General features: G+C 72.7%; 23 protein-coding genes. 5 read left to right on the top strand and 18 right to left on the bottom strand.

All coding sequences use genetic code 11. From position 1 onward, the window contains the following. Positions 1-147: 147 nt before the first annotated feature. Complete coding sequence (locus AQI88_RS14955; protein ID WP_079057578.1) at positions 148-1,665, bottom strand: serine hydrolase domain-containing protein; 1,518 nt, start codon at positions 1,663-1,665, stop codon at positions 148-150. 54 nt (positions 1,666-1,719) lie between these two features. Further along, a complete protein-coding gene (locus tag AQI88_RS14950) occupies positions 1,720-2,529 on the bottom strand; it encodes a hypothetical protein (RefSeq protein ID WP_066998179.1) in 810 nt (269 codons plus the stop codon). A gap of 113 nt (positions 2,530-2,642) precedes the next feature. Between AQI88_RS14950 and AQI88_RS14945 the strand changes: the two genes are divergently transcribed. Together AQI88_RS14945 and AQI88_RS14940 are read left to right on the top strand one after the other, a co-directional pair. Further along, the gene (locus tag AQI88_RS14945; RefSeq protein ID WP_066998027.1) at positions 2,643-3,302 is read left to right on the top strand and encodes a TetR/AcrR family transcriptional regulator; all 660 of its coding nucleotides are present in this window, start codon (positions 2,643-2,645) and stop codon (positions 3,300-3,302) included. 211 nt (positions 3,303-3,513) lie between these two features. Beyond that, entirely contained in the window at positions 3,514-4,734 is a 1,221-nt protein-coding gene (locus AQI88_RS14940) for a metallophosphoesterase (protein WP_066998024.1), read from the top strand. A gap of 437 nt (positions 4,735-5,171) precedes the next feature. Here the strand turns inward: AQI88_RS14940 and AQI88_RS43055 are convergent, their stop codons facing one another. The 9 genes from AQI88_RS43055 to AQI88_RS14890 form a co-directional block, all read right to left on the bottom strand. Next, positions 5,172-5,660 carry a GNAT family N-acetyltransferase gene (locus AQI88_RS43055; RefSeq protein ID WP_079057577.1) on the bottom strand — a complete coding sequence of 163 codons (489 nt, stop codon included), beginning with the start codon at positions 5,658-5,660 and terminating at the stop codon, positions 5,172-5,174. A 413-nt stretch (positions 5,661-6,073) separates the two neighbouring features. After that, on the bottom strand, positions 6,074-7,666 hold the full coding sequence (locus tag AQI88_RS46615; RefSeq protein WP_244184131.1) for an SWIM zinc finger family protein: 1,593 nt from the start codon (positions 7,664-7,666) through the stop codon (positions 6,074-6,076). A 605-nt stretch (positions 7,667-8,271) separates the two neighbouring features. Beyond that, complete coding sequence (locus tag AQI88_RS14920) at positions 8,272-11,118, bottom strand: DEAD/DEAH box helicase (RefSeq protein WP_066998015.1); 2,847 nt, start codon at positions 11,116-11,118, stop codon at positions 8,272-8,274. Between the two features lie 95 nt (positions 11,119-11,213). Continuing rightward, positions 11,214-11,795, bottom strand: coding sequence for a sugar kinase (locus AQI88_RS14915; protein ID WP_066998012.1), 582 nt, complete (start codon positions 11,793-11,795; stop codon positions 11,214-11,216). Further along, positions 11,792-12,937 (bottom strand): ROK family glucokinase, encoded by a 1,146-nt coding sequence (locus tag AQI88_RS14910; protein ID WP_066998009.1) that lies wholly within the window; start codon positions 12,935-12,937, stop codon positions 11,792-11,794. The genes AQI88_RS14915 and AQI88_RS14910 overlap by 4 nt, the downstream gene beginning before the upstream one ends. A 116-nt stretch (positions 12,938-13,053) precedes the next feature. Continuing rightward, entirely contained in the window at positions 13,054-13,845 is a 792-nt protein-coding gene (locus tag AQI88_RS14905) for an ATP-binding cassette domain-containing protein (RefSeq protein WP_066998006.1), read from the bottom strand. Continuing rightward, positions 13,842-14,882, bottom strand: a complete 1,041-nt coding sequence (locus AQI88_RS14900) for an ABC transporter permease (protein ID WP_066998003.1) — start codon at positions 14,880-14,882, stop codon at positions 13,842-13,844. Before AQI88_RS14900 ends, AQI88_RS14905 begins: the two co-directional genes overlap by 4 nt. After that, positions 14,879-15,892, bottom strand: a complete 1,014-nt coding sequence (locus AQI88_RS14895) for a sugar ABC transporter substrate-binding protein (RefSeq protein ID WP_066997999.1) — start codon at positions 15,890-15,892, stop codon at positions 14,879-14,881. The genes AQI88_RS14900 and AQI88_RS14895 overlap by 4 nt, the downstream gene beginning before the upstream one ends. 163 nt (positions 15,893-16,055) lie before the next feature. Next, complete coding sequence (locus tag AQI88_RS14890) at positions 16,056-16,793, bottom strand: GntR family transcriptional regulator (protein WP_107118557.1); 738 nt, start codon at positions 16,791-16,793, stop codon at positions 16,056-16,058. Positions 16,794-16,931: 138 nt separating this feature from the next. Between AQI88_RS14890 and AQI88_RS14885 the strand changes: the two genes are divergently transcribed. Further along, a complete protein-coding gene (locus AQI88_RS14885; RefSeq protein WP_066997993.1) occupies positions 16,932-17,954 on the top strand; it encodes a Gfo/Idh/MocA family protein in 1,023 nt (340 codons plus the stop codon). Positions 17,955-17,986: 32 nt separating this feature from the next. Here the strand turns inward: AQI88_RS14885 and AQI88_RS14880 are convergent, their stop codons facing one another. From AQI88_RS14880 to AQI88_RS14870, 3 genes are all read right to left on the bottom strand, one after another. Beyond that, positions 17,987-19,177, bottom strand: a complete 1,191-nt coding sequence (locus tag AQI88_RS14880; RefSeq protein WP_066997990.1) for a cytochrome P450 family protein — start codon at positions 19,175-19,177, stop codon at positions 17,987-17,989. A 73-nt stretch (positions 19,178-19,250) separates the two neighbouring features. Further along, on the bottom strand, positions 19,251-19,925 hold the full coding sequence (locus tag AQI88_RS14875; protein WP_066997987.1) for a response regulator: 675 nt from the start codon (positions 19,923-19,925) through the stop codon (positions 19,251-19,253). 83 nt (positions 19,926-20,008) lie between these two features. After that, the gene (locus AQI88_RS14870) at positions 20,009-21,271 is read right to left on the bottom strand and encodes a sensor histidine kinase (RefSeq protein ID WP_066998174.1); all 1,263 of its coding nucleotides are present in this window, start codon (positions 21,269-21,271) and stop codon (positions 20,009-20,011) included. Between the two features lie 179 nt (positions 21,272-21,450). Between AQI88_RS14870 and AQI88_RS14865 the strand changes: the two genes are divergently transcribed. Then, positions 21,451-21,651: a hypothetical protein gene (locus AQI88_RS14865; RefSeq protein WP_066997985.1), complete on the top strand. Its 201-nt coding sequence runs from the start codon at positions 21,451-21,453 to the stop codon at positions 21,649-21,651. Between the two features lie 55 nt (positions 21,652-21,706). Here AQI88_RS14865 and AQI88_RS14860 read toward each other — a convergent pair whose 3' ends face one another. From AQI88_RS14860 to AQI88_RS14845, 4 genes are all read right to left on the bottom strand, one after another. After that, a complete protein-coding gene (locus AQI88_RS14860; RefSeq protein WP_066997982.1) occupies positions 21,707-22,102 on the bottom strand; it encodes a guanyl-specific ribonuclease in 396 nt (131 codons plus the stop codon). 85 nt (positions 22,103-22,187) lie between these two features. Continuing rightward, positions 22,188-23,096, bottom strand: coding sequence for a DMT family transporter (locus tag AQI88_RS14855; protein ID WP_066997978.1), 909 nt, complete (start codon positions 23,094-23,096; stop codon positions 22,188-22,190). Between the two features lie 132 nt (positions 23,097-23,228). Then, entirely contained in the window at positions 23,229-23,855 is a 627-nt protein-coding gene (locus AQI88_RS14850; RefSeq protein ID WP_066997975.1) for a dihydrofolate reductase family protein, read from the bottom strand. Between the two features lie 74 nt (positions 23,856-23,929). Next, the gene (locus AQI88_RS14845) at positions 23,930-24,745 is read right to left on the bottom strand and encodes an AIM24 family protein (protein ID WP_079057576.1); all 816 of its coding nucleotides are present in this window, start codon (positions 24,743-24,745) and stop codon (positions 23,930-23,932) included. 114 nt (positions 24,746-24,859) lie between these two features. Here AQI88_RS14845 and AQI88_RS14840 point away from each other — a divergent pair, with 114 nt between their 5' ends. After that, on the top strand, positions 24,860-25,636 hold the full coding sequence (locus tag AQI88_RS14840) for an SDR family oxidoreductase (RefSeq protein WP_066998167.1): 777 nt from the start codon (positions 24,860-24,862) through the stop codon (positions 25,634-25,636). Positions 25,637-25,648: the final 12 nt, after the last annotated feature.

The following is a 25,648-nucleotide window of genomic DNA, read 5'->3' as shown; positions in this document are numbered from 1 at the left end:
AACGGTGCGGGCACGGAGCCGGCCACAGCAGGCGCGCTGCCCCGGACAAATGGATAAGCACGACTGGAGTGCTGGGGCCGACCGGTGTCCGGGGGTACGGCTGGGGCACCCCCGGCCGTACCCCGGACACACGCCCGGAGGTGGTGCCTAGGCGGACTTGGCCGTCGCCCGGACGCCGAAGTGGACGTACCGGCTGCCGTCGGCGAGGGCGTAGAACACCACGGGTATCCAGGCGTCCTTCTCGTTGCGGCGGCCGGCGAACACCGTCTTCGCCGGCGTGTGCGAGACCGGGGTCAGGTGCCAGACCAGCGGGTCGAAGGTGCCCGCCAGGCCGTCCGCGCCCTCGTACCTCAGCCGCAGCGTGGCCGGGCCGCCGTCGCTGTCGCCGTCGGCGATGGTCATGAGGAAGCCCTCGCGCTTGTAGCTGCCGAGGAACGGCTCCGTCTCCACGGCCAGGGGTTCGGTGGCCGGCGCGAACCCGGGCATGGTGACCCCGGCGAGTTCGGCGCAGAGCTCGCGGCAGAGCGTCTCGAAGACCTTGGGCGCAGCGCCGCCGCCGTTGGTCAGCAGGGCGATGGCGAGGCCCTTCTCCGGGATGGCGCGCAGATAGGCGAGCTGGCCGAAGGTGCTGCCGTCATGGCCGAAGCCGCGCGCGCCGTCCCACTCGAACAGGCCCCAGCCCAGGCCCCAGTGGGCGCCGAGGAACCACTGGTCGGGCATCTCGACCTCGCGGGTCAGCATCGCGTCGACCACGGCGGCCGGCAGCACCCGGGTACCGTCCGGCGCGGCGCCGCCGTCCACGAAGGCCCGGGCGAACCGGACCACGTCGGCGGCGGTCGCGCTGATCCCGCCGTACGGTCCGGCCGAGCGCGGCAGCATGTTCCAGAGCGGGGTGGGGACGGGGGTCTCGCCCGGCTCACCCATGTGTCCCATGGCGGCGCGGAAGCGCAGCACCTCTTCGGGCAGGGTCATGGTGTGCTCCAGCCCGAGCGGGGCGAGGAGCAGTTCCTTGAGCGCCTCGTCCCAGGTCTGCCCGGTGACCACCTCGACGATCCGGCCGAGGACGTTGTAGGCGGTGCTGGAGTACGACATGGTGACGCCGGGCGGGTTGGTCAGGCCGACGGTCCGCGCGCCCTCGATGTAGCGGGCCAGGCAGTCGTCGCCCCGGCCGGTGTCGTTGACGTAGTCGCCCTCGATGCCGCTGGTGTGGTTGAGCAGCTGGCGCGGCGTGATGGTCCGGGTGACCCCGGCGTCGGCGACCGCGAAGTCCGGCAGGACGTCCACGACCGGGGCGTCGAGGTCCAGCTTCCCGGCGTCGGCGAGCAGGACCACCATGGCGGCGGTGTAGCCCTTGCTGACGGAGCCGATCTGGAACACGGAGTCCGGGGTCACCGTGACGCCGGTGCCGGTGTGCAGGACGCCGGCGGCCAGTTCGTGGATCTCGCCGTCGGCGAGCACGGCCAGGGCGGCGCCGGGGATGTGGTGGGCGGCGAGGAGCTCGCCGAGCCGGGCCTGCCAGCGGGCGGTGTCGAACGCCGGGGCGCCGTCGCTCACGCCCAGCGCACGGTTGACCGTACGGGCCACGTCGCGGTCGGTCTGTTCCAGGATCTTGGCCACCTCCTGGTCGACGAGCTTCGACACTTCCCGCCGCAGGTTTTCCGACATGCTGTCTCCCTCGTGGTCACGGTGCAATGGCGCGGGTGGGGCGGGGCCTGCCGGCTAGTCGGCGCTGCGGGTCCGCCGGCCGACGAGCCCGGTCAGCGAGGCGACCGTCGTGCGCGGCGGCTGCCGGAGGTCGCGGTCCGGGTGCAGGACGGTGCGGAACGCGGCCCAGGCGAGTGCGCCGAGGGCGAAGCCGTAGCAGGAGACCAGCCCGTGCCCGTTCTCCTGCGCGAACCACATCGCCAGCCCGAGCACCGGCACGCCGAGCGCGAGCAGCCGGTTCTTGCGGACGGCCTTGCCGCGGCGCGCGGCCTCGTCGTCGGAGCCCTGCTCGGCACCCTGGCCGACGGCCTTGCCGGAGTTCTCGTCGGCGCCGCCGCGCAGCAGCAGGGCCGCGGCCAGCGTCGCGCCCAGGAAGTAGGTGGCGCCGGAGCTGCCGGCGAAGTTGCGGGGGTCGGTGCTGTGGGAGGTCTGGCCCCACAGCTTGTCGATCTGCTCCGGCAGCAGGATGCCCGCGGCGAACAGGCCGAGCGTCAGCGGCGCACCCCAGAACCATTCGGCGAAGGCCGCGACGGCGGCAAGGGTGGCGATGTTCCAGGCCGCCCCGCCGAAGCCGCCGTTCTGCATGAAGACCGAGGTGACCACGCGCCACCAGCCGGACTTCGACGGGTCCGCGTCGAGCGCGCCCATCGCCCCCGACCAGCAGAGCTGGAGAGCCACCCCGGCGAGCGCGAGCCCGGTCAGGCCGACGGCCGCCCAGGGGATCCGCCGCCGTTCCAGTGTGCTCTGGCCGACCAGGGCCAGGCCGCCGTTGAACATCAGCACCATCAGTGCCGCCGTGGTCACGTTGAACAGCAGGATGTCCATCGTCACCACCCCCCCTCCGAGCCGTGTGCGATTTCGCTGATCATGACATTAGTGCGACCCGGGGAATTTTCAAACAGTGTTTGAAAGCTGGCGCGGCTCGCTAGACTGCGGCCGTGAAGCTGACGGCAGACCGGATCATCGACGCGGGGATGGCGGTGTTCGCCCAGACCGGCTACCACGGCTTCTCCGTACGCCAGGTCGCGGACCGGCTCGACGTGCACGCCGGCAGCCTCTACTACCACGTGCCCAGCAAGGCCGCACTGCTCCAGCTGATGGCCGACCGGGTGGCCCGGCAGGCGTACGAGGCCGGCACCGCCGCCCTGGCCGGACTGCCCGCACAGGCAGGCTGGCCGGCGCAGGTCACGGCGCAGGCCGTCGCCCTGCGGCAGAGCATCCGGCAGCACCCCGGCGGGGCGATCATGCTCGCCGGCAGCCCGAAGACCCTCAGCCCCGGCGCGCTCTCGCTGATGGAACGGCTGCTCGCCACCCTCGCCGAGGCCGGCGTGCCCCCGGAGCACTGCGGCACCGCCGCCGACACCGTGCTCAGCCACGTCACCGGCTACGTACTCCAGGAACAGAGCGATCCACCCGCGGTGCCGGTCACCGCCGAGGACGTCGCCGCCCTCCACCGGAGCTTCCCCTGGACGGTGGCCGCCGCGGCCGCGCACGGGCCGGACGAAAAGTTCACCCGCAGCCTGGACCTGCTCTGCGCCGGCATCGGGACGCTGATCCGGCCGCCGTCCGAAAAGCCGGACGGCAGGAGCCAGCGGTGATTTCTCCACTGCTTCCGGAGCTTCTACGCCTCACCGTTCGAAGCCGCCGCGGCCCCGGTCAGGAGCAGAGTCACCAACCGCGTGAGCCGGGGGGAACTCGGAGGCGACGTCGCCACGTGGGGCTGCCCACCATGAGCACCCCGTCCGACCGGCCCGGAACGGCCGGGTACAGTGCGCGCGACGGCAGCCTGGTTGCTCAAGGAGGGGAAGCGTGACCGACACCAGCGAAACCCGATCCGCCGACAGTGCAGCGCACGCGACTCAGCAGAGCCGACTGCACCGCCTGATGCGCTACCTCCCCCTGATCGCCCCCGTCCTGCTGTGGACCGTGCCCTGCTGGCTGCTGCTGCACACCGGCCAGCACTGGCCGCTCCCTGTCACGCTCGCCGGCACCGCCCTGTTCGCCCTCGGCCTGATCGGTATGCCGCTCGCGATGGTGCGCGGCCACGGCCGACGCCAGCAAGACTGGGCGGCGATCGTCGGAGACACCCTGCTGGGCACCATCTGGACCCTGTTCACCTGGTCCCTCGTGCTCGGCGTCCCGCTGCGGCTTGCCCTGACCGTGACCGGCGTCGGCGACGGCCAGGACCGGGCCCGGATCGTCACCTGGGCGGTCCTCGGCGCAGCCACCGTGCTGCTCACCTGGGGGTACGCCGAGGCCCGCCGGGTACCACGGGTACGCCGCCTGGACGTGCAACTTCCGCGCCTGGGTGCCGGGTTGGACGGCACGCGCGTCGTCCTCATCACCGACACCCACTACGGCCCGCTCGACCGCGCCCGCTGGTCGGCGCAGGTCTGCGAGACGGTCAACACGCTGAAGGCCGACCTGGTCTGCCACACCGGAGACATCGCGGACGGCACGGCCGAACGCCGCCGCGCCCAGGCCGCCCCACTCGGCACCGTGCAGGCCACCCGGGCCCGCGTATACGTCACCGGCAACCACGAGTACTACAGCGAGGCCCAGGGCTGGGTCGACCTGATGGACGAGCTGGGCTGGGAGCCGCTGCGCAACCGCCATCTGCTGCTCGAACGCGGAGGCGACACCCTCGTGGTCGCCGGCGTGGACGACGTCACCGCCGAGTCCTCCGGCCTCGCCGGCCACGGCGCCCACCTCGCCGGAGCCCTGCACGGCGCCGACCCCGACCACCCCGTCCTGCTCCTGGCCCACCAGCCCAAGTTCGTCGACCGAGCGGCAGCCGGCGGCGTCGACCTCCAGCTCTCCGGCCACACCCACGGCGGCCAGATCTGGCCCTTCCACCACCTGGTCCGCATCGACCAGCCCGCCCTCGCCGGCCTCAGCCGCCACGGCACCCGCACCCTCCTCTACACCAGCCGTGGCACCGGCTTCTGGGGCCCGCCCTTCCGCGTCTTCGCCCCGAGCGAGATCACCCTGCTCGTACTCCGCTCCCCGCAGCGGCCCCCCACGCCGTAGCGCTGGGCGGGCCGGCGGTTCCGCCTGGAGATGCTGCAGTGCGCCGGCACCCCGAAGAAGGGCTACGCATCCTGCAACGCCCTGCGCGTCACCAGCGGCACCACCGCCCCAGGAAGAGCAGGCGGCGAAGAAGGGCATCGCACCCCGGACCGTCCGGCCGAACGCCGCCGCGGACTCCCCACCGGCTACGGCCCCAGCAACCTGCAGTCGGCCTACGGCCTGACCTCCGCCGCCTCCGCCAGCGGTTCCGGCAGGACCATCGCCATCGTCGACGCCTACGACGACCCGAACGCCGAGTCGGACCTGACCAACACCCACGGCAGCCAGGCTCTGATGCCCCTGTCCGGAGCCTCCCCCCGATCCGCTCCACCGCGGGCCGCACCGACGCCGGTTCTCTGCCCTGGCGGGGGGATCGCCTGCGCCAGCAGCCTCCCGCGTCATTCCGAAGGAATGCGAAACTCGAATTCGGGACGGTCCCACGGCACGGCGGGCGGGTTCGCGAGCGCGGTCCCGGTCCGCACTGCACCGACGCGGTGGTAGAAGTCCTCGGCGGGACGATGCGACACGACCTTGACACGGTCGATCCCGGCGGCACGGGCCTCGGACTGCATGTGCGCCACGAGCAGCCGTCCAATACCGCGTCCTTGCGCTTCGTCGGCGACGAACAGCAGGTCGAGCTCCGGTGGAGCGAGGACGAGCGAGTAGAACCCGATGACCCGGCCTCCATGCTCGTCGGCGCCGACGGCTACGAAGGCGCGGTGGGCTTCGATGTAATCAGGACCGACCCGGTAGCCCGCCACTGCGGCTGCGTACTTACCCTCGTAGGCGCCTGAGCCACGCACGAGCCGCGTGAGCCGTTTGGCATCCCGCGCGACTGCCCTCCGTATCGTGATCGGCTGGCTGATCGGAGAAGTGCGTGAACTCATCGGGAGAGTATTTCGCACCGGGGAGTGCCTTCCTGCACCGCTCCCGGGAACCACTCGTGCGAGCGCAACCGATCTCACGCCTTAGCCGCGCCGGAGCGCTTCGGTGCGGCTTCGGCGCCTCACGGCTCCGCGCGGAGGTCCCCGTCGGAACGGCTTCTGGCGGGCCTCGCCGTGTCACCCGCTATCACACAGCTAGGACCAGGGCGTCTTCCGGGCCGTCGAAGCGGTACTGCAGGAGTTCAGTCGTTGTCGTGCTCACCCGCTCACGCTCCCCCATCCCACGATTTCTCACGGACGGGGTCGGCACGCTCGCCGAACCTCCCCCTGCGTCCGCCGCACCGGCTCCGTCGTCGCCCTGGTGCCCCGGCCCCCCTCCGGAGGGGCAACGGCCGGGCGCCGGCGGGCGCCGTTGATCAGAGGTCGTCCGGTGTGCCGAGGCCCGTGAGCGCGCCGACCGGGTCCAGGTCGGGGGTGCCGCGGGGCCACCAGTCGTCGTGGTCGGGCTCCGACTCGTAGGCGTACCACAGGCCGTCGCGGCCCAGGCGGAGCTGGACGTGACCGTGGGGGTGGGTGAGGCGGTTGCGCCAGGGGCGGAACGCCGGCAGGTCGGCGCCGAGCAGCAGCGGGCGGGCCCGGTCGAAGCGGCCGGCCGGCGGGTCCCACGGCTCCTCCAGGACGGCCAGTCCCGCAAGCCCGCCCTGCCGCCAGGCGGCGACCGCGCGGGCCAGGTCGGCCTGGGTGCGGCCGACGGCCGTGGCGAGCGTGGAGTACAGGGCGCGGGTGGTCGCGGTCAGGCCGGAGCCGGGCCGGGCCGCGGCGAGGCGCACCGCGTCCTGCCACAGGGTCAGCGCGCCGACCGGATCGCGGCCGGTGGCGAGCAGCGCGTGCGCACGGGCGGCGGCGTCGGTCGCCAGCTGGTCCAGCGCGAAGGGGTCGGGTCCGCCGGGCGCCGCCGAGTACACCGGCGGCTGCTCGGGATGCGGCGGGACGGGCAACGGCGATGGCAGCGGCGCGAGTTGACGCGGAGCGAGGGCCTCGGCGGCCCGGACGCCGGGCAGGGACCGCGGTGACCGCTCCTGGGCGGCCCGGGCCGCACGGGCGGCACTGCGGCGGGACAGCGTGTCGAGCAGCTCCTTCTCACCGCGACCGCGCAGCAGAAGCAGCACGAAGGGGTCGGCGTCGAGCAGGCGTGCCATCTGGTAGCAGAGGGCGGCCGCGTGCTTGCAGGGGTGGCCCGAGTCGGGGCAGCTGCACTGCGGGGCGAGGTCGCGGGGGCCGGGCAGCAGGGGCACACCGCAGTCGGCGAGGGACTCGGGCAACTCCTTGTCCAGCAGCGCCGCGATGTGTCCGGGCCGGTCGGCGGCCGTGTCCAGGAACCTCTCCCAGTCCTCGTCCTCCAGCGTGCGCAGCCGCACCTGTACCCGGTACGGGCGCGGGCGGCTGCCCCGTACGTACGCCAGCACCAGCCCCGGGGTCACCGTGATCGCGTCCACGTGCCCCTGGTCCGCGTAGCCGCGGCCCCGGGCGAGCCGCTTGACGTCCAGCGCGCCCTGCTCCAGCGCGTCGACCCAGGCGTTGCCCCACCAGGTCTCGGCGAAGGAGGAGTCCTCCGAGGCGGCCGACCTGGGCGGGAACGCCGGGAAGGTCCGGCGGAGTTCGGTGTCGCGGTGGGGGGTGGCCATGGTGGCGGGGACCTGCGCAGGTGCGGGTGAGGAAGGGCGGGGCTCGGCCGGTCGGTGGGGGGTGCGCAGGGCGACGGGTGCCTGCTCGGACACCGGCGCGGGGGCGGTCGAAGGGCGGGGCTCGGTGCGGTCGGTGTCGCTGCCGGGGGTGCCCGGGCCGGTGTCGTCCGTCTCCTCGGGCGTGTCGGCCCAGGCGGGCATGCGGAAGGCGTTCGTCAGGAACTGCCGCATGTCCTGGGCGGCTTTGACGCGGGCGGTCCGGGACTCCCCGCCGGGGCGCACGGTGCTGGGTGCGGAGGGGGCAGGTCGTGCCGGTGTGCGCATGCCGCGTCGGGATCCTGTCTCCGCCGCCTCGGCACGCTGCGCCTCCCGGCGGGCGGACCGGAGTGCTTCCCTCGCCACATCGGCCGGACGTCCCGCAGGCCGTTCGGCGCGGGCGGCCCCGGGCACGTCCCCGTCACCCGCGTCATCGGACGGCACCGGGGCACCGGGCCTTCCCCCGTCGACGGGGTACGCCGTGGCGCCAGGCCCTACCCCGTCAACGGACTGCGCCGCGACACCAAGCCCTACCCCGTCACCAGACTGCGCCGCAGCCCCGATCGCATCCCTGTCACCAGACTTAGCCGCGGCGCCGATCGCATCCCTGTCACCGGATGCGGCGGAGTCGCCGGTCCCGTCCGTCGTGCCGTCCGCGCCCCGCCGGGCGGGCACGGCCGGTGCGGACGACCGGAGGGCGGCCCGCACGGCGTCCGCGGGCCTCGGCCCCGCGGTGTCGGGCCGCACGGCCGCGCGCTCGGGCGCCCTCTCCTCCGCGGTCTCCTCCCGCCCGGCCTCTGCTCGCCCCGCCTCCGCCCGTTCGGCCTCCGCTCGCTGTCGTGCCGCCCGCAGGGCCCGTCGGGCGGCGTCGCCGGGCCGCTGTTCGCCGGTCGTCACGATGGCCTCCGCAGCGAGACGAGGTCGGACAGTTCGCGGTCGGTCAGTTCGGTCAGGGCCGCCTCGCCGGAGCCGAGGATGGCGTCGGCCAGGGCGCGCTTGGCCGCCAGCATCTCGGCGATACGGTCCTCGACCGTGCCCTCGGTGACCAGGCGGTGGACCTGGACGGGCTGGGTCTGGCCGATGCGGTAGGCGCGGTCGGTGGCCTGCTCCTCGACGGCCGGGTTCCACCAGCGGTCGAAGTGGACGACGTGGCCGGCACGGGTGAGGTTCAGGCCGGTACCGGCGGCCTTGAGGGAGAGCACGAGGACCGGGGTCTCGCCGTCCTGGAAGCGGTCGACCATGCGCTCGCGCTCGGCCACCGGGGTACCGCCGTGCAGGAGGTCCACGGGGACCGCGCGGGCGGACAGGTGGGCGGTGAGGAGGCGGGCCATGCCGACGTACTGCGTGAAGACCAGTACCGAGCCGTCCTCGGCGAGCACGGTGTCCAACAGCTCGTCCAGGAGGGCGAGTTTGCCGGAGCGGGCCGCGAGCCGGTCGGTGTGCGCGTCCTCCTTCAGGTACAGCGCCGGGTGGTCGCAGATCTGCTTCAGGGCGCCCAGCAGTTTCAGGACCAGGCCCCGGCGGGCGATTCCCTCGGCGGTCTCGATGGCGAGCATGGACTCGCGCACCACCGCCTCGTACAGCGCGGCCTGTTCCCGGGTGAGCGGCACCGGGTGGTCCGTCTCGGTCTTGGGCGGCAGCTCGGGCACGATGCCTGGGTCGGACTTCTTGCGGCGCAACAGGAACGGCCGCACCAGGCGGGCCAGGCGCTCCACCGCCTCCGGATCCTCGCCGTTCTCCACCGCGCGCGCGTGCCGGGCGCGGAACGACTTGAGGGGGCCGAGCAGTCCGGGGGTGGTCCAGTCGAGCAGGGCCCACAGCTCGGAGAGGTTGTTCTCCACCGGGGTGCCGGTGAGGGCCACGCGCGCGGGGGCCGGGATGGTGCGCAGCGCCTTGGCGGTCGCGGAGTACGGGTTCTTCACGTGCTGGGCCTCGTCGGCGACGACCATGCCCCAGGGCTGCTCGGCGAGGTGCGCGGCCGTGGAGCGCATCGTGCCGTAGGTGGTGAGGACGAAGCCGCCGTCGAGGCCGTCCAGGGTGCGGTCCGGGCCGTGGAAGCGGCGGACGGGGACGCCGGGCGCGAACCGAGTGATCTCCCGCTGCCAGTTGCCCAGCAGGGACGCGGGACAGACCACGAGGGTCGGCTGGGTGCGGGCCCGCTTCAGGTGCAGGGCGATGAGCGTGATCGTCTTGCCGAGGCCCATGTCGTCGGCGAGGCAGCCGCCGAGGCCGAGGGAGGTCATGAGGTCGAGCCAGGCCAGGCCCCGCAGCTGGTAGTCGCGCAGGGTGGCGTCGAGGCCTGCGGGCGGCTCGGCCGGGCCGAGGCCCGCCGTGAGGCGGTCGCGCAGAGTGGCCAGCGCGCCGACCGGTACGGCCTCGACACTCTCGCCGTCGACCTCGGCGGTGCCGGTGAGCGCGACGGACAGCGCGTCGACCGGGTCGAGCAGGCCCAGTTCGCGCTTGCGGGCCTTGCGGACCAGGGCCGGGTCGACCAGCACCCAGTGGTCCCGGAGCCGTACGACCGACCGGTGGGCCTCGGCGAGCGCGTCCATCTCGGCCTCGCTGAGCGGATCGCCGCCGAGGGCGAGCTGCCAGCGGAACTGGAGCAGGTCCTCGCTCTCGAAGAAGCCGGTGCCGTCGGTCGCCGAGCCGGGGGCGGGCCGGACGACCGCGGTGGCGGTGAGGTCGCGGGCCAGGTCCCGGGGCCAGTGCACGGCCACCCCGGCGGCGGCGAGCCGGCCCGCCGCCACGCCGAGCAGATCGCCCAGCTCCTCCTCGGACAGCGCGAGGACGTCGGGCACCTCCTGCTCGGCGAGCCGGTCCAGGGGCGGCCACACACGGGCCGCGCGCCGGACGGCGAGGGCGGCGTCCACGCGCGCGCGTGGCCCGAAGGCCGCCTCGGCCTCCCCCGCCCACAGGGCCGCCGCGTCGGCCACCAGGGTCGGGTCGGCGAGGCTGTGCACCTGGACGATCGCCGCCCCTGCGGCGCGCGCGCCTTCGGCGGCACCGGCGTCGAAGACGTCGTACGCCGCCAGGTCCAGGCGCAGCGAGATCCGCACGCCCGCATCCATGCCGGCGGCGACCTCGGCCGCCCAGTCATGGGCGTGGGGCAGGGCCTGGGGCTCGCGGGCGGCGAAGGGCCGGCCCGAGGTGTAGGGGGCGGCCGGGGTGCGGGGCAGGGTGTCGGCGACCGCGTCGAGGAAGGAGCGGACCAGCGCCTCCGGTTCAGGCAGCCGCAGCGGGCCGGGGTCCGGGAGCGGCACGGCGTGGCCCTCCGGGGGCAGGGCCGCGGCCACCGCGCGCAGGTGGGCGATGTCGTCGGATTCCAGCGGGCCGGCCCGCCAGGCGTCGTGGCCGCCCGGGGTGAGGCCGGGCAGCAGGCGGCCGCGGGCGACCAGCCGCAGCGCGTGCAGGGCGGCGGCGCCCCAGCAGGCCGTGGCCGGGTGGGCGGCCGGGTCCCGGCGGGCCCGGACCAGCAGGGGCAGGGCCTCGGCGAGCGGCAGGGTCAGCGCGGGCACCTGCCGGCGGCGCACGCTCGCGCCATGGCGTCGTACGACGGTCAGCTCGTCGGTGTCGCCGTGGGCGGGCAGCGGGCCGCCGTCGGGGTCCCAGAAGGCGATGCGGCCCTCGCGCGGGAGGGGCGCGGGCAGGTAGACGGACGCGAGGCGCACCGGAACCGAGGCCCCGGCCTCCCGGGAACCCTCCGTGCGCTCGGCCACCGCAGCCGTGCCGCCGCTCATACGTCCTGCCACCTCCCGCCCATGTGTCGGATCAGACGTCTTCGACTGTACGGGCGGGGTCTGACAACCGGCTCCGGGGATGGCACGGGCCCTGGTTACGGGACCGTGCGGGAGACGACGTACACCATCGGAAAGTTCGGGTCGGACGTGTTGACGACCACGTCCTGGGTGGGTGCCGGGTTCTTCTGCCGGTGGGTGAGGCCGGACCAGGGGCCGGGGCCGGTGAAGTGCCAGCCGGAGACCTTCTGGTCGCGGGTGCTGATGGTGATGTCGTCCTTCTTCAGCTCGTCCCGGCGCACGCCCACGGCCCCCAGGAAGCTGTCCAGGCCGGCGCTGTTGGTGCGGAACTGCACGTACAGGCGGCTGGTCTTCCAGTTGTTGGTCTCGTAGTAGGCGAGGTAGTCGGCGGGGTGCGGGATCGCCACCTGGTACAGGCGGCGCTGCACCTTCGACGGCCAGCCCGGGGTGAGGCCGGTCGCCGAGTACTTCGCCTCCTTGTCCTTGCCGCTGTTGCGGCTCTGGTTGGCGGAGATCACCAGGTAGCCCGCCGGGACGCCGATCAGCAGCACGATGATCAGCAGCGTCAGCGCCCTGCGCTTGGCCTTGTGGCGCGGGTTCTCGGGCGGCCGGCGCGGCTCGTCCGGGGAAGCGGCCTGGTGGGGCAGTGACGCGGTCATGCGGTGTCCCGGTCGCGGCGGGCCTGGGCGTAGCGCTCGTAGCGCTCGTAGCGCTCCACCCGGCGCCGCTTGGCCCGCCGGAAGCGGCGGGCGACCAGCCGGGCCAGGTCGGCGGCGCCCACCATGCCGGCCTCGGGGCCGAGCTGGGCGCGGGTGATGCGGGCCTCGGGGCGGTAGCCGCGGCCGGTGAGGTGACGCTTGAAGGCGTCCCGGGCCGGGCCGATGAGCAGGTCGTCGGCGGCCGAGACCCCGCCGCCGATGACGAAGCAGGACGGGTCGAGGGCGGCCGCGAGGTTGGCGATGCCGACGCCGAGCCACTGCCCGATGTCCTGGAGCAGCTCGATGCACATGGCGTCGCCCTCGCGGGCCAGCTCGGTGATCATCGGGCCGGTGATGTCGTCGACGTTGCCCTTGACGTGCTCGATGATCCCGTAGGCCACCGGGGAGTCGGCCACGGCCAGTTCCTTGGCCTCGCGGACGAGCGCGTTGCCGGAGCTGTACTGCTCCCAGCAGCCGCGGTTGCCGCACGGGCAGCGGTGGCCGCCGGGCACGACCTGCATATGGCCGAACTCACCCGCGACACCGAACTTGCCACGCTTGACCTGGCCGTCCTCCAGGATGGCACCGCCGATGCCGGTGCCGAGCGTGATCATGACGAGGTGGTCCTCGCCGCGGCCGGCGCCGAAGCGCCACTCCGCCCAGGCGGCGGTGTTGGCGTCGTTGTCCACGAGGACCGGGACGGAGAGGCGGCCGCTCAGGCGGTCGCGCAGCGGTTCGTTGCGCCAGGACAGGTGGGGCGCGAACAGGACGCGGTTGCGGTCGGCGTCGACCCAGCCGGCGGCGCCGATGCCGACCGCGTGCACGTCGTGGCGGTCGGACAGGTCCAGGACCAGTTCGACGATGGTGTCCTCAACGACCTTGGGGCTCTTGGACTTGTCCGGGGTCTCCGCGCGGAGCTTCTCCAGGATGTTGCCGTCGGCGTCCACCACGCCCGCCATGACCTTGGTGCCGCCGATGTCGATGCCGACGGTGGGGACACGGGGTGCGGTCAGATGTGACCGGCGTTCCCTGGTGCCGACCGTACGGAGCGCTGTCGCCCGGCGGGAGCCGATGGGAGCGGTGAAGTTGCCGTAGGTGCTCATCGGCGTCGATTCTGCCTCACCGTCGGCAGGGGTGCCGTACGCGACGGCAGAGGGGAGTGCGCGAGCGTCCCCGGGTGCGGGTGCGTGGCGGCTGCTCGCGCAGTTCCCCGCGCCCCTTAACTCCGCTGCAGTTCATGGCGTAGGGCGTCCAGGTCGGATCCGCCCGCCATCTGCTGGGTCAGCTCGTCCAGGGTGATTTCGTCCCGTGTGTAATTGCCCACCATCGTGCCGCGGCGCAGGAGTACGAAGCGGTCGCCCACCAAGTACGCGTGATGCGGGTTGTGGGTGATCAAGACGACACCCAAACCCTCGTCGCGTGCCGCCGCCACATACTTCAGCACCACACCGGACTGCTTCACACCCAGTGCCGCCGTCGGCTCGTCCAGGACCAGGACCTTTGCGCCGAAGTGGACCGCTCTGGCGATGGCCACGCACTGGCGTTCGCCGCCGGAGAGGGTGCCGATGGGCTGGTCGACGTCCCGGAGGTCGATGCCCATGCGGAGCAGTGCCTCGCGGGTGGTGCGGCGCATGAGGCCGATGTCCAGGCGCTTGAAGGGCCCCACGCCCTTGCGGGGCTCGGAGCCGAGGAAGAAGTTGCGCCAGACCGGCATCAGGGGGACGACAGCGAGGTCCTGGTAGACCGTGGCGATGCCGCGGTCCAGGGCCTCGCGCGGGGAGGACAGGCGGGTCTCCTCCCCCTCGATGCTGAGGGTGCCGCCGTCGTGCCGGTGCAGGCCGGCGATGGTCTTGATCAGGGTCGACTTGCCCGCGCCGTTGTCGCCGAGGACGCAGGTGATCTGCCCGGCGTGGACCTCCAGAGACACCCCTTCCAGGGCGCGGACGCTGCCGTAGTGCTTGCTGACGTCGGCCAGTTCGACCAGCGCGGTTCGCTGTGCGGTCTCGGTCACTTGGTCGCCTCCGCGCGCTTGCGGACCCAGGCGTTGAGCAGGGTCGCGAGGAGCAGCATCGCTCCGAGGAAGAACTTGAACCAGTCGGGGTTCCACTCGGCGAAGACGATGCCCTTGCTGGTCATGCCGAACAGGAGCGCGCCGACGGCCGAGCCGACCGCGCTGCCGTAGCCGCCGGTGATCAGGCAGCCGCCGATGACGGCCGCGATGATGTAGATCAGCTCGTTGCCGACGCCCTCGCCGGACTGGACGGCGTCGAAGGAGAAGAGCAGGTGCTGGCCGGAGATCCAGGCGCCGAACGCAACACCCATGTAGAGGCCGATCTTGGTCTTGGTGACCGGGACGCCGACCGCGCGGGCCGCGTCCTGGTTGCCGCCGACCGCGAAGATCCAGTTGCCGGCGCGGGTGCGCAGCAGGATCCAGGAGGCAACGGCGACGAGGCCGAGCCACCACAGGACGGTGACCTTGAAGTCGACGCCGCCGAAGGTGAGGGTCGAGGCGAAGACGTCGTGGGCGCTCGGGAAGCCCTCCATGTCGGCGACGGTCTTGGTGGAGACCGTGCCGTCGATCAGCTTGGTGAAGCCGAGGTTCATGCCGGTCAGCATCAGGAAGGTGCCCAGCGTGACGATGAAGCTGGGCAGCCTGGTGCGGGTGAGCACGAAGCCGTTGAAGGCGCCGATCGCCAGGGTGACCAGCAGGGACACCCCTACGCCGACCCAGGTGTTCGCCGTCATCTGGTAGCTGAACATCGAGGAGACCAGCGCGGAGGACGTCACCAGGACGCCGGCCGACAGGTCGAACTCGCCGCCGATCATCAGCAGGGCCACGGGTACGGCCATGATGCCGATGGTCGAGGAGGCGTACAGGATCGTGCTGAGGCTGGCGGCGCGCAGGAAGCCGTCGGCCGCGAGCGCGAAGACGGCGAACACGGCGAGCGCGCCGACCACCGAGCCCAGCTCGGGACGGGAGAGCAGTTTCCGGAGCGGTGAGGTCCGCAGGATCCTTTCGTCAGCCGTACGTTCCGTGGCGGCGCTCATCGGGTGCCCCGCTCGGTGTAGTCCGCCAGCGCGGCCGCCTGGTCCTTGGTGATGATCTGCGGGCCGGTGAGGACCGGCTTGCCGCCGCCGAGGACGTCGCTGTTGTACTTGTACAGCCACAGCAGGTCGACGGCCTGGTAGCCCTGGAGGTACGGCTGCTGGTCCACGGCGAAGCCGAGGGTGCCGTCCTTCAGTTCGGCGGCGACCTTGGCGTTGAGGTCGAAGGTGTCGACCTCGGCCTTGCTGCCCGCGTCGGTCTTCGCCTTCACGGCGGTGTCGGCGTACGGGGCGCCGAGGGTGACGACGGCGTCGACGGACGTGTCCGCCTGGAGCTTGGCCTCGACGGCGGACTGCACATCGGGCATGTTGGTGCCGTTGACGTAGAGCTTCTGGACCGTACCGTGGAAGGTCTTCGCCACGCCGTCGCAGCGCTGCTCGTGGCCGACGTTGCCCTGCTCGTGCAGGACGCACAGGGCCTTCTTCTTACCGCGCTTGTTCAGCTCGTCGCCGACGGCCTCACCGGCGATCGTCTCGTCCTGGCCGATGTGGGCGAGGGCGCCGAAGGCCTTGGACTCCTCGGAACCGGAGTTCACCGTGATCACCGGGATGCCGGCCTTCTCGGCCCGGGCCACGGCGGCCTTGAGGGCGTCGGGCTTGGCGAGGGTGACGATGATGCCGTCGACCTTCTTGTCGACGGCCGCGTCCACCAGCTGCGCCTGCTGCTGGGCCTCGTCGTCGTGCGAGTACAGGAAGTTGATGTTGTCCTTGACGGCGGCCTGCTTGGCGCCGCTCTGCACGATGTCCCAGAAGGTGTCGCCGTCTCCCGAGTGGGTGATCATCGCGAAGGTCCAGCGGGGGGTGTTGACCGCCGCCTTCCCCTGGGCGGCGGCGGCCTTGCGGGCGTCCTCCGCCCGTTTGCCGCCGGTGCTGCTGCACCCGGCCAATGACAAGCACGTCACGGAGAGTGCCCCCGTCAGCGCTATGCCTACCCAGGTCCGAAACCGTGCCACGAGGCGTGCCCTTCTTGCCGTCTTCGTACGTACGGAAGGGGCCGGTGATCACCTCAGCGGCCCCAAACGCTCCAGTATCGAACACGGGGAACACCCATGACCTGACCGGGGAGGGCATACCGGTCGCATTGTCCGGACATTGCGACGAACCCGGGGCGCGGGCTCAGGGCCGTACGAGCAGCTGGAACTCGAAGGAGTAGCGGGTCGGGCGGTAGGTGTGGTCACCGAACTCGACCGCGCGGCCGGTGTCGTCGAAGGTGGTGCGCTGCATGGTGAGCAGCGGGGCACCCTCCGCCTCGGCGAGCCGCTCGGCCTCGGCGGCCGTGGCGCCGCGGGCGCCGATGGACTGGCGGGCGCTGTGCAGGGTGATCCCGGCGGAGCGCATCAGCCGGTACAGGCCCGTGGCCTCCAGCTGGTCGGTGTCCAGGTCGAGCAGGCCGGGCGGCAGGTGGTTGATCAGGTACGCCATCGGCTCGCCGTGCGCGAGGCGCAGGCGCTCGATGCGGTGGACGTCGCTGCCCTCGGCGACGCCGAGCGCGGCGGCGACCTCGGCGGAGGCGGGGACGACGGTGTTGACCAGGACCTTGGTCGCGGGGCGCTGGCCCGCCGCCTCCAGGTCGTCGTAGAGGCTGCTCAGCTCCAGCGGGCGCTTGACCTGGCTGTGCACGACCTGGGTGCCCACGCCCCGGCGGCGCACCAGCAGGCCCTTGTCGACCAGGGACTGGATGGCCTGGCGGACGGTGGGCCGGGACAGGCCGAGCCGGGCGGCCAGCTCGATCTCGTTGCCGAGCAGGCTGCCGGGGGTGAGGCTGCCGTGCTCGATGGCGGCCTCCAGCTGCTGGGAGAGCTGGAAGTACAACGGCACCGGGGAACTACGGTCCACACGGAGGTCGAGTGACACGGTCGGGTCCACATCTGGTTTCGGCACGGGCCCGAGCGTAGTCGCGTGCATGGTTGACGGGAAGTTGTGTAGACAGATTGTCCAGTTGTTCGGACATTAGCATTGACAGGGTACGGGGTCCGCCCTCACTTTGTTTCCATGCGCATCGGGGTCATCGGTACGGGCCGCATCGGCACCATTCATGCGAACACACTGAGCCGTCACCGTGAGGTCGGATCGCTGATCCTGACGGACGTGGATCCGGCGCGGGCACAGGAGCTGGCGCACCGGCTGGGCGAGACGGCGGCGCCGGGGGTGGACGAGATCTTCACCTGGGGCGTGGACGCGGTGGTGATCACCACGGCGACGGCGGCACATGCCGAACTGATCGGTCGGGCAGCCCGCTCGGGCCTGCCGGTCTTCTGCGAGAAGCCGATCGCCCTCGACCTGCCGGGCACGCTGCACGCGCTCGCCGAGGTGGAGGCGGCCGGAACGGTTCTCCAGATGGGCTTCCAGCGGCGCTTCGACGCGGGCTACACGGGCGCCCGGGAGGCGGTGCGCTCGGGCAGGCTCGGGCGGCTGCACACCGTACGGGCCCTGACCTGCGACCAGGCCCCTCCCCCGCCGGAGTGGCTGCCGCTGTCCGGCGGGCTGTTCCGGGACACGCTGATCCACGACTTCGACGTGCTGCGCTGGGTGACGGGCCGTGAGGTGGTGGACGTGTACGCGACCGGCTCGGACGCCGGGGCCGCCCTGTTCCGCGAGGCCGGTGACGTCGGCACCGGCGCGGCCCTGCTCACCCTGGACGACGGCACGCTGGCCACGGCGACGGCGACCCGGTTCAACGGGGCGGGCTACGACGTCCGGATGGAGCTGGCCGGGGAGCGGGACACGGTCGTGGTGGGCCTGGACGACCGGACGCCCCTCGCGTCCACCGAGCCGACCGGGCCGCCGCCCGCGGACAAGCCGTGGACCGGCTTCCTGGAGCGGTTCGGGCCCGCCTACGAGGCCGAGCTGTGCGCCTTCGTCGAGGTGCTGCGCGGTGAACGGCCCAACCCGTGCGACGGCCGCGAGGCCCTGCAGGCACTGCGGATCGCCGAGGCCTGCGAGGCCTCCCGGCGGGAGCACCGTCCGGTACGGCTGGCGGAGATCCCGGACCGGGTGCAGCCGTCGTTCGACTGAGCCCGAGGGCCGCTCACCGATTCAGGGGCGGCTCACCAGCGCACCGGAAGGCTGCGCACCCCTCTCATGAGCATGCCCGGCAGCCATGGGCCCGGGGAACCGTCGAGCGCGAGGCCGGGGGCGCGCTCCAGGAGGGTGCCGACGGCGATACGGCCCTCCAGGCGGGCCAGGGATGCGCCCAGGCAGTAGTGGATGCCGTGGCCGAAGGCGAGGTGGCCGCGGGTGTCCCGGCGGATGTCGAACCGGTGCGGGTCGGGATAGCGGTCGTCGTCGCGCTGGGCGGCGGTGAGGCCGACCACCACGTGCTCGCCCTGGTCGATCACCGTGCCGGCGATCTCCAGGGGCTCGGCGGCGTACCGGAACGTGGCGCTCTGCACCGGGCCCTCGTAGCGCAGCATCTCCTCGACGGCACCGTCCAGGAGGCTCATGTCGGCCCGCAGGGCGGCGAGTTGGCCGGGGTGGGTGAGGAGGGCGAGGACGCCGTTGCCGATGAGGTTGACGGTGGTCTCGTGGCCGGCGATGAGCAGCAGGTAGGCCATGCCGCGCAGTTCCTGCGGGGAGAGCCGGTCGCCGTCCTCGGCGGTGGTGCGGATCAGGTCGCTGAGCAGGTCGTCGGTCGGTCCGGCGGACCGCTTGTCCTCGATCAGCCCGGTGAGGTACTCGGCGAGGCGGACGACCGCGTCGTACTCCGTGTCCCCGTTGGTCGGTGCGACCACCTCGGTGGACATCTTCCGGAACTCGGCGCGGTCCATGTCCGGGACGCCGAGGAGTTCACCGATGACGGTGATCGGCAGCGGGAAGGCGAGCGAGTCGATGAGGTCGCCGTGGCCGGGCGGCATCATGGCATCCAGCAGGTCGTCGGTGATCTGCTGGATCCGCGGGCGCAGCTGCTCCACCCGGCGCATCGTGAACGCGCGGGTGACGAGGCCGCGCAGGCGGGTGTGCTGAGGCGGGTCGGTGGCCAGCAGGTGCTTGCCGATCATCTCCTCGTCCAGGAAGGTCTCGCCGATCTTTTCACCGTCCTTGGCGAGCCGGGGGTCGGCGAGGGCCGCGCGCGCCTCCTCGTACCCGACGACCAGCCAGGTCTCATCCCCCTCGTCCGCTCCCGGCAGCCGGACGCGGTGCACGGGGCCCTGCTCGCGCAGGCGTGCGTACACCGGATGCGGATCCTCGCGGAACGCGTCTGCCCACTCCCCCAGATCGACCACCCGCTGCCTGTCCATCGCACCCCTTCCGGACTCCCCCCGAGGCCCACCGGGCACCTCCTGGTACCTGAACAACGCGTACCGCGCCCGCCTAGTGCCCGTCCTCAAGAAGTCCCGCGTCGTACGCCAACAGGGCAATCTGGACACGGTTGTTGAGATCGAGCTTGGCGAGGATGCGGGAGACGTGGGTCTTGACGGTGGCCACGCTCATGAACAGTTCGGCGGCGATCTGGGCGTTGGCCAGGCCCCGGCCGACGGCGACGGCGACCTCCCGCTCGCGGTCGTTGAGGGCAGCGAGCCGCTCACGCGCGCGTGCCTGGCGGGAGTCGGCGGCGGTGCCGGCCGCGTGCCGCATCAACTGGCGGGTGACGGCGGGCGACAGCACCGGTTCCCCGGCCGCGACCCGGCGCACCGCGTCGACGATCTCGCCGGGCGGGGTGTCCTTGAGCACGAACCCGGCGGCGCCCGCGCGCAGGGCGTGCAGCACCTGTTCGTCGGCGTGGAAGGTGGTCAGCACCACGACCTGAGGGGCATCCGGCCGGGCCCGCAGCCGCCGGGTGGCCGTGAGCCCGTCCACCGACGGCATCCGGATGTCCATGAGCACGACGTCCGGCCGGGTCCGCTCGACCACGTCCTCGACCTCTCCCCCGTCGGCGGCCTCCCCGACGATCTCGATGTCCCCGGCCCCGCCCATCATCAGCGAGAGTCCGGCGCGCACCAGGGGGTCGTCGTCGACGAGGAGGAGCCTGATCGGAGTCGTAGTCATGGGGGTTACGTAATCACGTGCGGGCCGGTCGCCGGGCCGCCGTCGGCCATGGCCGGCGCCGCCCGCACGTCCCGTGTGCTCCCTCAGCTCTCACCCCACGGCAGCCACCCCCGCACCTCGAACCCTCCGTCCGCCGTCGCCCCGTGCTCCAGGTGTCCCCCGGTCAGCGTGGCGCGTTCGGTCAGGCCGATCAGGCCCTGGCCGGAGCCGGGGACCGGCGGGACGTCGGATGCGGGGGCGGGGTTGCGGACCGTGATCGTCAGGCCGGCTCCGGGGGTGCCGGAGACCTGGACGGTGACCTCGGTGCCGGGGGCGTGCTTGCGGGCGTTGGTCAGGGCCTCCTGGGCGATGCGGTAGGCGGTGCGGCCGACGGAGGCGGGGACGGCGGCCGGGTCGGCGACACGGTGGTCGAGGGTGACCTTCATGCCCGCCTCGCGGCTCTCGGCGACGAGGGCGTCCAGCGCGGCCAGCGTCGGCTGCGGGCGGCCCCCGGCCGCGTCGTCGGGCTCCCCGGCGCGCAGTACGCCGATGATCTCCCGCAGGTCCTGGAGCGCCTCGTGGGCGCTCTCCCTGATCACACCGGCCGCCCGCGCGATCTCCTCCCGGGGCGCGTCCGGCCGGAACTCCAGGGCACCGGCGTGCACGCTGAGCAGGGTGAGCCGGTGTGCGAGCACATCGTGCATCTCGCGGGCGATGGCCTCGCGGGCGAGCCGCTGGGCCCGTTCGGCGCGCAGGTGCGCCTCGGTCTCCGCTCGCCGGGCGCGGTCGCGCAGGCTCAGCATGAGCTGCCGCTTGGAGCGGACGAACATGCCCCAGCCGATGACCGACACGGTGAGCAGCGCGGTGAACGCGACGGTTCCCGCGTAGGGCAGGTCGGGGTCGGGCCGCAGCCAGTAGAAGAGCGGGATCAGCGCGAGGTCGACGCCGCCGATCCAGACCACGTACCGGAAGGGCCGGTGCACGGCGAGCGTGAACAGGGCGACCATCGCCACGCCGCCCGCGGTGTTGGACAGGAAGCCGACCACGACCATCGCGACGGCGAGCCCGACCGGCCACCGGCGCCGCGTCCAGACGGCCGCGCAGGCGAGCCCGCCCAGCGTCCGGTCGAGGACGGCGGCGGGGTGCGGCAGGCCGGGTTCGCCGGACAGGGACTGCGCGGCCGCGAGGCCCAGCACGACGGCCAGCAGGAAGCAGGAGACATCGACGACCCAGTCGCGCGCCGTGCGCCGAGGCCGCCGGCCCAGGGCCCTGGCGTCCGGGTCCAGTTCGTGGATCAGGGCGGACGGGAGCAGCCACCGGGGGACCGCGAACTCCTGCGGCACCAGCGCCGGCTCGTCATTGCTCACGGTCGGCAAATCTACGCAGGATCGGCCTTTGCGAACCGCTCCGCGCGCGGATCGCCGACCAAAGTCGCAGCGCCGTGGACTTTCGGTGGTCCCGCACCGGCGCGCGAGCAGTCCTGCGGCGGACGGGATTCGCCCCGCGGCCGATGCGTGGGGGCAGGCCGCGGGGCGAGAGTCGTGCCGTGAAACGGTTACTGGAACTTCTGGGACTGATCGCCCTGGTGCAGGGTGTGCTGGGCCTGGTGCACGAGTTCACCCACTGGCACGTGGGTCTCGTGCAGCGGCTCGGCTTCCTCGACGGCTACGAGGTCTACGTGAGCATCGCGCTCGTGGTGCTCGCGTTCGCGCTGTTCGCCGTCGCGGAAAGCCGGGGATCCGAATGAGCGCGGATCGGACCCCCGGCCGGACACACCGTTCCCCAGGACCTGGTCGGTCGGCTCAGCAGCCGAAGTCGATCAGGTTGAACGTGGCGTAGTGGTCGGAGGTGTAGTAGTCCTCCTGGGACTCCTGACCGGTCACGATGCGCCGGGCACCGCGCGTGGGGGAACCAGGGGTGATGACGGTGTACTCGTGGTAGTAGCCGGACGACTGGCTGGGCAGGACGCCTTCGCGGTTCGAGAAGACGACGCCGTCCTGCGAGTACGGGAACGGACCGCCCTGGTCGATCAGGTTCAGGGTGTCGTGGGCCTGCGACGGCAGGTTGCCGTAGCAGATGCTGCCGACCGACGCGGCTGCGGCGTCCGCCGTGGTGGCGGAGACGGTGCCGCCCACGAGGAGGGCGGACAGGAGTGCGGCTGCGGCGCCGATGCGAGTGGCGCGTGGGGGGAATCTCATGGCCCCATGATGACGCGCGTAGATGTTGGCATGTCAACGACAAAGTTGAAGATTTTCCCGTCAAGTCCGATGAGTTTTCGGAAAGTTAACCTGCCGCCCGGCGTCCCCACGCGGTCCCCACAAGCACCAGGGCGCCGCCCGCGAGTCCGAGCGCGCCGAGCCGTTCCCCGCCGAGGGCGATGCCGGCCGCGGCGGCCCACAGCGGCTCGGTGCCGAGCAGCAGGCTGACCCGGGAGGGAGACGTACGGCGGACCGCCCACATCTGCACGAAGAAGGCGAACAGCGTGCACAGCGCGGACAGGAACAGCAGCCCCGCCCACTCCCGCGCGCCGAAGCCCGCCGCCGTCCCCCACGGCGTGGGACCGGTACCGGCCGACAGGAGTGCGAAGACCGCGACCGCGGTGCCGAGTTGGACGGTGGTGAGCGGCAGCGCGCCGGCACCCTGGACGGACCGGATCCGGGACATCGCGAGGACGTGCACGGTCCGGGCCAGGGCGGCGAGCAGCATCAGCAGGTCGCCGAGGGAGGGCCGGCTGAAGCCGCCGCCCTGGGTGAGCAGGACGACGCCGAGTACCGACAGGGCCGCCGCGCCGAGGAAGGACGGCGTGGGCCGGGTGCGGGTGACGGCCGCCTCGGCGAGCGGAGTGAAGATCATGGTCAGGCTGATGATGAGACCCGCGTTCGTCGCCGAGGTGTGCACCACCCCGTACGTCTCCAGCAGGAAGATGCCGCTCAGGATCAGCCCCAGCAGGGCCGCGCCGCGCCACTGGGCGCCGGTCAGCGCGCGCAGGGACCGGCGTCCGGCGACGGCCAGCACGGGCAGGACGAGCGCGAACCGCAGCACCAGCACGGCGAGCACCGTACGGGCGGTGGTGATGTCCTTCGCGGCGAGGTAGCTGGCGCCCCAGACCACCGCGACGAGCAGGACGGGCAGGTCGGTGTGCCAGGCGCGGCGGGGCGCGACGGTGGCGCCCGGTACGGCGATCGACGACATGGGGGCGGCTCTCCCGGTCTCCGAAGGGGGTGCGGAGACAGCGGCGGCTCGCACGGGGCGCGATCACCGTACCGACGGGGACGATCTTCGGCCAGGCCTTTCCGTTCCGTGGGATCCAGCCTGGGGCGCGCCCTAGGCGTCCTCGGGGAGTGCGTAGGACCCGTACTCGGGGCTGCCCAGCAGGTCGTACGACTGGATGGAGACGCCCGCGCCGGTGACGCGCCCGCCGGTGCGCCGGAAGCGGGTGGGCACCGCGCCCTCCTCGAACAGCCGGCGGCCGGCGCCGAGGACGACCGGGAAGGTCAGCAGGTGCAGGGTGTCGATCAGCCGGAGGTCCAGCAGGGAGCGGACCAGGGCACCACTGCCGTGGATCTGGAGTTCGCCCTCCGTGCGCTCCTTGAGGGCCTGGACCTCCTTGGCGAGGTCACCGCCGACCACGGTGGTGCCGGACCACTCGGGCGACGTCAGCGTGGACGAGACGACGTACTTCGGGAGGGCGTTGAGCCTGGTGGCGATCGGGTCGGCCGGGTCGGTCATCTTCGGCCAGTAGGAGGCGAAGATGTCGTACGTGCGGCGGCCGAGCAGGAAGGCGCCCGCGCGGTCGAAGACCTCGATGACGAACCGGCCGAAGTCGTCGTCGCCGAGCGGAAAGCTCCAGCCGCCCTGGTCGAAGCCGCCGCTGGGGTCCTCCTGGGGGCCGCCGGGCGCCTGGTAGACGCCGTCGAGGGTGACGAAGATGGTGGAGACGAGCTTGCCCATGGCGGGTGCCTTCTTCCGGGTGCGGGGTCTGTTGTCATCACCTCAGACCCCGCACCCGCCCGCAACTCATCAGTTCAGCCGGCGTGCGTCGAGAACAGTCCGCCGGTCGGGCCCTGCTTGTCGCCGCCCTGGGCCTTCTTCAGCGCGTTGGCGAGGCTCTCGATGGTGAGGGACTGCAGGATCACCCGGCCGTTGCCCTCCAGGGTGGCCAGGGACAGGCCCTCGCCGCCGAAGACGGCGTTCATGAGGCCCTGGCGGTTGAGGCCGCCGATGCGCTGGACGCCGTACTGGATGCCCTCCTCGAAGGCGACCACACAGCCGGTGTCCACCTCGATACGGCCGCCGAAGTCCGCCGGGTTGAGGTCGATGAAGTTGCCCGCGCCCGCGATGATCACCGTGCCGTGCCCGGTGAACTTCTCCAGGATGAAGCCCTCGCCGCCGCTCATGCCGGTGCGGCCGCCCTGGAAGGCGATGCCGAACTCGACGGTGGACTCGGCGGCCACGAAGGCGTCCTTCTCGGCGAACCACGCGCGCGTGCCGTTCAGTTCCAGGGCGCGCATCTCGCCGGGCAGCACGCCCGCGAAGCCGACCGTGCCCTCGCCGCCCTGGGCGGTGAAGTACTGGAATGCCAACGACTCGCCGGCCAGCATGCGCTGGCCGACCTGCATGGCGGTGCCCATGGCCTGGCGCAGCATGCCGCCCATGCCGCCGCCCCCGCCGCTCTGCTGCTGACCGCCGTTGCCCGACGGGCCGGACAGCCGTGTCTCCATGGTCACGTTCGTCGTCTTGAACAGGAACTTCCCCGCCTCGCAGTACACGGTCTGGCCGGGGTGCAGGTTGACGACCGCCATCTGCATGGCGTTGCCGACGATCTCTTGCTGAAGGGTCACGCGGGGAGAACGCGAGAGAGGGAGCGAAGAGTTCCGGCGGCGGCCGGATGCGGTGTCCGTTCGCCGCCAGCGGACGGGGCGGCGTGGCGCTGGGATGGACGCATGACGAACACGATGCAGACGGCGCAGACGACACGGACGGCACAGACAGGCGGATCGCTCGACGGCAAGGCGGCCCTGGTGACCGGCGGCAGCCGGGGCATCGGCGCCGCCACGGCGTTGCGGCTCGCGCGCGCGGGTGCGGACGTGGCCGTGACCTACGTGAACAGCAAGGAGGCGGCCGAGGAGGTCGTACGGGCCGTGGCGGCGCTGGGGCGCCGGGCGGTGGCGCTGCGCGCGGACGCCGCGGACGCGCAGGAGGCGGCGGGTGCGGTGGGGCGCGCCGCAGAGGAGCTGGGCCGGCTGGACGTGCTGGTGAACAACGCGGGCGTGGCGGCCCTCGGGCCCCTGGACAGCCTGTCGCTCGCCGACGTCGACCACACCCTCGCCGTCAACGTGCGGGGGGTCTTCCTGGCCTCCCAGGCGGCCGCCGCGCACATGGCCTCCGGCGGCCGGATCATCACCATCGGCACCTGCATGACGCGCCGGGTGCCGGGCCCCGGAGGGACGCTCTACACGGCCGGCAAGGCGGCCCTCGTCGGTCTGACGAAGGCCCTGGCGTGGGAGCTGGCGGGACGCGGGATCACGGCGAACATCGTCCATCCCGGGCCGACCGACACCGACATGAACCCCGCCGACGGCCCCTCGGCGGCGGACCAGGCGGCGATGACCGCGCTCGGCCGCTACGGCACGGCCGCCGAGGTGGCCTCGGCGGTGGCCTATCTGGCCGGTACCGAGGCCTCTTACGTCACGGGAGCCGAGTTCGTCGTGGACGGCGGCTACGCAGCCTGACGCGGCGCGGAG

This window comes from Streptomyces cellostaticus (assembly GCF_001513965.1).
Taxonomy (GTDB): Bacteria; Actinomycetota; Actinomycetes; order Streptomycetales; family Streptomycetaceae; genus Streptomyces; species Streptomyces cellostaticus.
The sequence above is the reverse complement of the archived record's forward strand: the minus strand, read 5'-3'. Positions and strand labels throughout refer to the sequence as shown.

What these genes read in the sequence shown, in the direction of transcription:
- AQI88_RS14955 (WP_079057578.1), bottom strand. Translation starts at nt 1,665, where the DNA reads ATGTCGGAAAACCTGCGGCGGGAAGTGTCGAAGCTCGTCGACCAGGAG.
- AQI88_RS14950 (WP_066998179.1), bottom strand. Translation starts at nt 2,529, where the DNA reads ATGGACATCCTGCTGTTCAACGTGACCACGGCGGCACTGATGGTGCTG.
- AQI88_RS43055 (WP_079057577.1), bottom strand. Translation starts at nt 5,660, where the DNA reads ATGAGTTCACGCACTTCTCCGATCAGCCAGCCGATCACGATACGGAGG.
- AQI88_RS46615 (WP_244184131.1), bottom strand. Translation starts at nt 7,666, where the DNA reads ATGCGCACACCGGCACGACCTGCCCCCTCCGCACCCAGCACCGTGCGC.
- AQI88_RS14920 (WP_066998015.1), bottom strand. Translation starts at nt 11,118, where the DNA reads ATGAGCGGCGGCACGGCTGCGGTGGCCGAGCGCACGGAGGGTTCCCGG.
- AQI88_RS14915 (WP_066998012.1), bottom strand. Translation starts at nt 11,795, where the DNA reads ATGACCGCGTCACTGCCCCACCAGGCCGCTTCCCCGGACGAGCCGCGC.
- AQI88_RS14910 (WP_066998009.1), bottom strand. Translation starts at nt 12,937, where the DNA reads ATGAGCACCTACGGCAACTTCACCGCTCCCATCGGCTCCCGCCGGGCG.
- AQI88_RS14900 (WP_066998003.1), bottom strand. Translation starts at nt 14,882, where the DNA reads ATGAGCGCCGCCACGGAACGTACGGCTGACGAAAGGATCCTGCGGACC.
- AQI88_RS14885 (WP_066997993.1), top strand. Translation starts at nt 16,932, where the DNA reads ATGCGCATCGGGGTCATCGGTACGGGCCGCATCGGCACCATTCATGCG.
- AQI88_RS14880 (WP_066997990.1), bottom strand. Translation starts at nt 19,177, where the DNA reads ATGGACAGGCAGCGGGTGGTCGATCTGGGGGAGTGGGCAGACGCGTTC.
- AQI88_RS14875 (WP_066997987.1), bottom strand. Translation starts at nt 19,925, where the DNA reads ATGACTACGACTCCGATCAGGCTCCTCCTCGTCGACGACGACCCCCTG.
- AQI88_RS14860 (WP_066997982.1), bottom strand. Translation starts at nt 22,102, where the DNA reads ATGAGATTCCCCCCACGCGCCACTCGCATCGGCGCCGCAGCCGCACTC.
- AQI88_RS14855 (WP_066997978.1), bottom strand. Translation starts at nt 23,096, where the DNA reads ATGTCGTCGATCGCCGTACCGGGCGCCACCGTCGCGCCCCGCCGCGCC.
- AQI88_RS14850 (WP_066997975.1), bottom strand. Translation starts at nt 23,855, where the DNA reads ATGGGCAAGCTCGTCTCCACCATCTTCGTCACCCTCGACGGCGTCTAC.
- AQI88_RS14840 (WP_066998167.1), top strand. Translation starts at nt 24,860, where the DNA reads ATGCAGACGGCGCAGACGACACGGACGGCACAGACAGGCGGATCGCTC.